The 6670-nt window shown below is 40.1% G+C and carries 8 protein-coding genes; 6 read left to right on the top strand and 2 right to left on the bottom strand.

Annotation, left to right across the window (positions count from 1 at the left end; translation table 11 throughout):
- The 3 genes from L652_RS0115920 to L652_RS0115910 all read left to right on the top strand — a co-directional run.
- On the top strand, positions 1 to 909 hold a 909-nt coding region (locus tag L652_RS0115920), incomplete at its 5' end, for an ABC transporter permease subunit (protein ID WP_024603549.1).
- Positions 910 to 1959, top strand: coding sequence for an ABC transporter ATP-binding protein (locus L652_RS0115915; RefSeq protein ID WP_002957755.1), 1050 nt, complete (start codon positions 910 to 912; stop codon positions 1957 to 1959). It begins immediately after the preceding gene.
- Between the two features lie 48 nt (positions 1960 to 2007).
- On the top strand, positions 2008 to 2910 hold the full coding sequence (locus tag L652_RS0115910; RefSeq protein WP_024603548.1) for a Dyp-type peroxidase: 903 nt from the start codon (positions 2008 to 2010) through the stop codon (positions 2908 to 2910).
- A 7-nt stretch (positions 2911 to 2917) separates the two neighbouring features.
- Here L652_RS0115910 and argR read toward each other — a convergent pair whose 3' ends face one another.
- A complete protein-coding gene (gene argR / locus L652_RS0115905) occupies positions 2918 to 3385 on the bottom strand; it encodes a transcriptional regulator ArgR (protein ID WP_002957753.1) in 468 nt (155 codons plus the stop codon).
- Positions 3386 to 3610: 225 nt separating this feature from the next.
- Between argR and mdh the strand changes: the two genes are divergently transcribed.
- Entirely contained in the window at positions 3611 to 4543 is a 933-nt protein-coding gene (gene mdh / locus L652_RS0115900; RefSeq protein WP_002957751.1) for a malate dehydrogenase, read from the top strand.
- Positions 4544 to 4628: 85 nt separating this feature from the next.
- Here the strand turns inward: mdh and ispB are convergent, their stop codons facing one another.
- Positions 4629 to 5600, bottom strand: coding sequence for an octaprenyl diphosphate synthase (gene ispB, locus L652_RS0115895; protein WP_024596483.1), 972 nt, complete (start codon positions 5598 to 5600; stop codon positions 4629 to 4631).
- A 422-nt stretch (positions 5601 to 6022) separates the two neighbouring features.
- Here ispB and rplU point away from each other — a divergent pair, with 422 nt between their 5' ends.
- Together rplU and rpmA are read left to right on the top strand one after the other, a co-directional pair.
- Positions 6023 to 6334 (top strand): 50S ribosomal protein L21, encoded by a 312-nt coding sequence (gene rplU, locus L652_RS0115890; protein WP_002957748.1) that lies wholly within the window; start codon positions 6023 to 6025, stop codon positions 6332 to 6334.
- 16 nt (positions 6335 to 6350) lie between these two features.
- Complete coding sequence (gene rpmA / locus L652_RS0115885) at positions 6351 to 6608, top strand: 50S ribosomal protein L27 (RefSeq protein ID WP_002957747.1); 258 nt, start codon at positions 6351 to 6353, stop codon at positions 6606 to 6608.
- Positions 6609 to 6670 lie beyond the last annotated feature (62 nt).

Below are 6670 nucleotides of genomic sequence, written 5' to 3'. Positions count from 1 at the left end.
GCTAAAATATCGGGTGTGATGTTACTGCTGTTATTTTTAGCATTAATGGCAGAGCGTTTTAGTCGCCGAAACCAAGCGGTATTTGAGCGACAATCAAGCGTAAATAGTGAATCTCTCTATGTATTAAAAGGAAAGTCTGCTTGGCTCGCAACGGCATTTTGTAGCTTTATTTTACTTATCGCTTTTGTAATTCCTATTGCAGTACTTATAAATTACGCCATTACCTACTTTGATAAAGCATGGAATGTTGAGTTTTTTAGTTACGCTTGGCAAAGTTTAAAAGTGGCAGTGGTTGTAAGTGTTATAACCATTACATTGAGTATTTTTGTTGTTTTTTATCAGCGTGTGGCAAAGCAAACGTATCCGCTTGTTCCCGGGCGTTTAGCAAGCACAGGCTATGCGTTGCCAGGAACTGTACTCGCTATTGCGGTTTTGTTACCCCTTACATTATTAGAGAACACCATTAACACAGCGCTCGAGCCGTATAATTTAGATATTGGCTTACTGCTTACAGGTAGCATTCTTACTATTATTATTGCTTATATTGTTAGGTTTTACGCCATTGCACACGGAGCAATTGAGTCGAGTTTTTTACGTATTAGCCCATCACTTGATATGGCAAGCCAATCAATGGGTAAAAGCCAAGGGCAAACGCTGCGTTTAGTGCACTTACCTTTACTGCGAAGAGGATTGCTCACTGCTGCCTTATTGGTATTTATTGAGTGTATGAAAGAGTTGCCGGCTGCGCTATTGCTCAGACCGTTTAATTTTGAAAGCTTAGCTACTCATGTATTTCAGTATGTAAGTGACGAGCAATTAGAGCTTGCTTCAATATCGGCTTTATTTATTGTTATTGTTGGGTTTATTCCTTTGTATTTTATTAATCGTTCTATGGAGCAGCGTAGTTAAATGAGTAGTTTAATTTTACAAGGCGTGAGCTATCACTATAACGGCACAAAGGTTATTCACGATTTAGATTTAACGGTGGGTAAAGATGAAATTGTTTGTCTACTCGGGGCGAGTGGATGCGGCAAAACGACCACGTTAAAAGCGATTGCAGGTTTAATTGAAGCTAAGCAAGGGTCTATTTTTATAGACGGTAAATTAGTGAGTGATGAGCAATCTTTTGTCTCACCTGAGCATCGTAACATCGGCATGATGTTTCAAGACTATGCGTTGTTTCCGCATTTAACGGTGGCAAATAATATCGCATTTGGGCTTAGTAATATGAGCAAAGCTCAAAAGCAGCAACGCGTTGATGAAATGCTTAAGCTTGTACATTTAATTGGCTGTGCTGACAGGTTTCCACACCAGTTATCGGGTGGCCAACAGCAACGCGTCGCTATCGCTCGTGCATTAGCTTATAAACCTAGTTTATTACTCCTTGATGAGCCCTTTTCAAACATCGACACACAAGTACGCTTTGAATTAATTGCCGATATACGTCGAATTATTAAGGCAACTCAAGTATCTGCTGTGTTTGTTACACACTCAAAAGAAGAGGCGTTTGCGTTTTCAGATACACTTGCCATTATGCATCGCGGTAAAATTGCACAACAAGGCACGCCTGAGCAGCTTTTTGCATCTCCATGTTCAAAGGAGGTTGCAGAGTTTCTGGGTCAGGGCATATACTTAAGCGCAGAAGTGTTAACCGCAACTGAATATAAAACACCATTTGGTTTAGTCGAATCTTATGTTGAGAGTAAGCATAATGTAAGTGCAGGGCTTATATATGTGCGCCCTCATCAAATAGAATTAGTGGCAGATAACCAAAGTGACAAATTCAGCAAGCGAGCTACAATCATAAGTCGTCGCTTTATTGGTTCGGCGTATGTTTATTCGCTTGTTATTGATGAACAAGAAATTGAAGTTGCTGCACAATATGGCCAGTCATTTGAAAATAATGATCAGGTTATAATAAAAATAAAACCTCACACGGTGAATTTTTTCGAATCGTAATTAATTTGTTATTCGCTGTGTTTTTATCTGTAAAACTAAGGAATAACAATGGCGCAAGCGCAATCAGGGATTTGTGCTGAAGCAAACTTACACGGTTTGCACTTATTTTTTAATGTGTTTGATGGTCAAGACGAATCACTTCGCGCAAAGTTAAAACAAGTAAGCGCTATAGAAGAAGAGTTTAGCGATCAATTTTCAGAATCAATGCTCTCTTGTATGGTTGCTATTGGTGCGCAATACTGGCCGCATATCCTCCCTGAATACATTCCAAGCGAATTACAGAGCTTTCCCAATATAACCCATAGCGATCACCAAATGAGCGTACAACCGTGCGATTTATTTGTGCAAATTCGCTCTGACCGTGAAGATGTTAACCATTTATTTGCGCTGCAAATTTTAAAACTATTTGCCCCCGATGTTGAGCTGGTGGAGCAAATTCGTAATTTTCGTTTTTTAGATGGTCGTGATTTTAACGGTTTTATTTATGGTGGCGACACCGCACATGGAAGAAAAAAGCGCGCTACGGCTTTAATCAGCAACTCTGGTAGCTTTGAAGATCAGGGGAGTTATATTCATGTTCAGCGTTATAAACATGATTTAACTATGTGGCAGCATTTATCATTGAGTGAGCAAGAGCAAATAATGGGACGTACGCGTCTTGATAACACGCTAATTACTCCAGCGGTCGAAACCAGCCATGCTTCGCGAAGTGAGCTAAAAGACGAAGACGGACAACCGCTACTATTAAATCAAAGCATGCCTTATGGCGACGTGTATGAGCAGGGAATGTTATCAATTACATGCGCTTGTACGGGCACCGCATTTGAAAAAGTACTTAATAGTCGTTTAGGGGAAGGGGATTGCTACGACCACTGGCTTGATTTTACTCNTCAAGCCGATATGGGCTCTGCTTTCTTTGCACCTTCAATAGGGTTTTTAAAACAAATTTAATTTGCTATTAAACCGTATCAAATAAAATGCGAACGCGTTCAAGTGTTACATCTATTTCAGATATTTTAGCAGGAGCGATAAAAATAGTGTCATCGCCGGCAATAGTTCCTAGTACGCCATCTGCTTTACCTAATGAATCTAATAAACGTGCAATAAGCTGAGCAGCACCAGGGCTGGTACGAATGATGATCATCATTTCGTTGTGCATAATGTCGATTACTAATTGGCGTAATGGGCTTTTAGCCGTAGGTACACCCATTTCAGCAGGTAAGCAGTAAACCATTTCTTGTTTGGCATTGCGTGTGCGTACAGCGCCAAATTTACTTAACATGCGTGAAACTTTACTCTGACTTATATTGTCAAAACCTTGATCTTTTAACGCATCAACTATTTCGCCTTGAGAGCCAAAATTTTCTTCTTTTAATAGTGATTTAAATGCTTTTACCAGTGCTTCTTGTTTATCTTGTGGTTGCATAGTCTTTATTCGTTTTTGTTATTTATGCCGCAAATTCTACACAAAAATGAATAATTATGCAGCAGTTGTTTAGTTAACTTGCCAGTTTGATGCGTTAAATCACATAAGTTTACGACTATGGTCGAAAATATACTTGAAATAGACAGGATAAATTTGTTTTTAGTCGCTAATTTCATTATCTTAAGAGCCACAAATGTTTCCTACCTCAAATTACGGAGAATTCCAATGAAAGTTGCTGTATTAGGTGCTGCAGGCGGTATCGGCCAAGCGTTGTCTTTATTATTAAAAACAGGCTTACCAGCTGGCTCTGAATTATCACTTTATGATGTTGCACCAGTAGTACCAGGTGTTGCGGTTGACCTTTCTCACATCCCAACAGATGTTAAAGTTGCAGGCTTTGGCGCAGACGATTTAAATAAAGCGCTTGAAGGCTCTGACATCGTTCTTATCCCAGCGGGTATGCCGCGTAAACCAGGTATGGATCGTGCTGATTTATTCAATGTAAATGCTGGCATCATCAAAACGTTAGCAGAAGGCATTGTTGCCAGCTGTCCTAAAGCGTTAGTAGGTATTATTACTAACCCAGTAAATGGCACAGTTCCAATTGTTGCTGAAGTATTCAAAAAAGCAGGTACTTACGACGCTAAACGCGTATTCGGTATTACTACGCTTGACGTTATTCGTTCAGAAGCATTTGTTGCTGAACTTAAAGGCGTAGACGTAGCAACTGTAAAAGTACCAGTAATTGGTGGTCACTCAGGCACAACTATTCTGCCTCTACTTTCTCAAGTTGAAGGTGTTTCTTTCACTGATGAAGAAGTTGCTGCACTTACTCCACGTATCCAAAATGCGGGTACTGAAGTTGTAAATGCTAAAGCAGGCGGTGGTTCAGCTACGCTATCTATGGGTGCTGCTGCAGCTCGTTTTTGTATGTCTTTAGTTAAAGGCCTACAAGGTGAAGAAGTTGTAGATTACGCTTACGTTGCTGTTGAAAATGGCGATGCAGAGTACTTTGCACATCCAGTACGTTTAGGTAAAAACGGCGTAGAAGAAATTCTTTCTTACGGCGAACTAAGCGCATTTGAAACAAAAGCAAAAAATGACATGCTTGAAACTCTGAAAAAAGACATCAAAGAAGGTGTTGATTTCATGGCGTAATAGCCGCTTTAAGCAACAAAAAAGCCTGCATTTGCAGGCTTTTTTATTGCTCAGAATTAATGTCACACTGTGTAACTAGTTAAAACTAGTGGTCGCGGTCAACCGCAATACGGGCAAGGCTTATAAGTGCTTGCTTATAGTCAGACTCAGCTAAAAAGTCTAAACAGGCAATGGCTTTTTCGGCCTCAAGCTCTGCTTTTTGCATTGTAAACTCAAGCGCATTAGTTTGTTTTAGTGCAGTTAAAATTTCTTCTAAATGCTCCATACCATTACTGTGCTCTATTGCATCACGAATGAGCTGTGTTTGCTGCTCGCTACCATGTTGCATAGCATAAATAAGCGGAAGGGTTGGTTTGCCTTCAGCTAAATCATCGCCAATGTTTTTACCTAGCTGCTCAGCATCTGCATTGTAATCGAGTACGTCATCTACTAGTTGAAACGCAGTACCTAAATGCATACCGTATAGGTTTAGTGCATCAAGTGTCGCTTGGTCTTGCTCTGTGATAATGGCAGCAAGGCCTGTAGCTGCTTCAAATAATTTAGCCGTTTTAGAGTAAATAACCTGCATATAGCTGGCTTCAGTCGTATCTGGGTCATTGCAGTTCATCAGCTGCAATACTTCACCTTCAGCAATAATGTTTGTTGCATCGGCAAGTACTTGCATAATCTGCATTTTTCCAAGGCCAACCATAAGCTGAAATGAGCGAGTGTAAATAAAGTCACCAACCAATACGCTAGCAGCATTACCAAATTCAGCATTTGCTGTAGGCGTGCCACGTCGTAAGTTTGATTCATCTACAACATCATCATGCAATAGCGTTGCTGTATGGATAAACTCAACAATTGTTGCAAGTGTTATGTGATCTTTACCCTGATAACCGAGCGCTTTGGCTGCTAAAATAGCCAGCATTGGACGAACGCGTTTGCCGCCACTGCTAACTATATATAAACCAAGCTGATTAACTAACGCCACATCTGAGCGCATTTGCGCATGTATAAGTTGATTGACGTCATTCATATCGCTTTCGATTAACGCCTGGATAGCTTTTATATCCATTGATCTCCGAGCCAATTTTTATGTGTGAACGGCGCAGATTGTACAACAAAAAATGCACTAGCTCGATATTTTGTGACGATTGATTGAAAAAACACTATTAAAGTACTTAATTTAGACTGAATTAGCCAAGATAACTGATTAATTGATAATCAATATAGAGTTTATGGTGTGCTTAGATATTGAGCTGTGAGGGTCATATTTGAGTACATTAATTTATTTCGGCTAAGAGTTAAAAAGCGCTTGGCAAAAGGGCCAATTAATATAAAATGGGGTAAATATTGAATTGCTCTCAAAGCAGCTACTTTTTATTCATTTTAATTACAAAATAGGCTTGCTAGTTATTTCGCGTTAGCGTAAACTTCGCGCCCTATCGAAGAATATTTTAGTTGCGCCGATTTGAGGGTGCACAGACGGAGTTAATTATGTACGCGGTTTTCCAAAGTGGTGGTAAACAGCATCGTGTGACTGAAGGTCAAACGATTCGTCTTGAAAAATTAGACGTTGAAACTGGTGCGGCAGTAGAATTTGATTCAGTACTTTTAGTTGCTGATGGTGAGAAAATCGAGATCGGTGTACCGTTCGTAAACGGTGGCAAGATAACAGCTGAGGTTGTTTCACATGGTCGCGGTGAGAAGATTAAGGTTGTTAAATTTAGACGCCGTAAGCATTCTCGTAAGCAAATGGGCCATCGTCAATGGTTCACTGAAGTTAAAATCACTAGCATTAGCGCTTAATTAGAGGTACTTAGAAATGGCACATAAAAAAGCAGCTGGTAGTACTCGTAACGGTCGCGATTCAGAAAGCAAACGCCTTGGTGTTAAGCGTTTTGGTGGCGAATCAGTTCTAGCGGGTAGCATCATTGTTCGTCAGCGTGGAACTCGTTTCCACCCTGGTACTAACGTAGGTATCGGTAAAGACCACACTATCTTCGCAAAAGCAGATGGTAAAGTTCAGTTTGAACAAAAAGGTCCTTTAAACCGTAAATACGTAACTATCGTAACTGAGTAATCAGTAAGGTAGTTAAAAACCCCGCCTTTGCGGGGTTTTTTGTTTTGTAGTCAGCCAATATA

It is taken from the genome of Pseudoalteromonas sp. TB25, from assembly GCF_000497995.1.
Taxonomy (GTDB): Bacteria; Pseudomonadota; Gammaproteobacteria; order Enterobacterales; family Alteromonadaceae; genus Pseudoalteromonas; species Pseudoalteromonas distincta.
This window is presented reverse-complemented; position numbering and strand designations above follow the sequence as displayed.

Coding starts and splice junctions, on each gene's coding strand:
- L652_RS0115915 (WP_002957755.1), top strand. CDS start 910: ATGAGTAGTTTAATTTTACAAGGCGTGAGCTATCACTATAACGGCACA.
- argR (WP_002957753.1), bottom strand. CDS start 3,385: ATGCAACCACAAGATAAACAAGAAGCACTGGTAAAAGCATTTAAATCA.
- mdh (WP_002957751.1), top strand. CDS start 3,611: ATGAAAGTTGCTGTATTAGGTGCTGCAGGCGGTATCGGCCAAGCGTTG.
- ispB (WP_024596483.1), bottom strand. CDS start 5,600: ATGGATATAAAAGCTATCCAGGCGTTAATCGAAAGCGATATGAATGAC.
- rplU (WP_002957748.1), top strand. CDS start 6,023: ATGTACGCGGTTTTCCAAAGTGGTGGTAAACAGCATCGTGTGACTGAA.
- rpmA (WP_002957747.1), top strand. CDS start 6,351: ATGGCACATAAAAAAGCAGCTGGTAGTACTCGTAACGGTCGCGATTCA.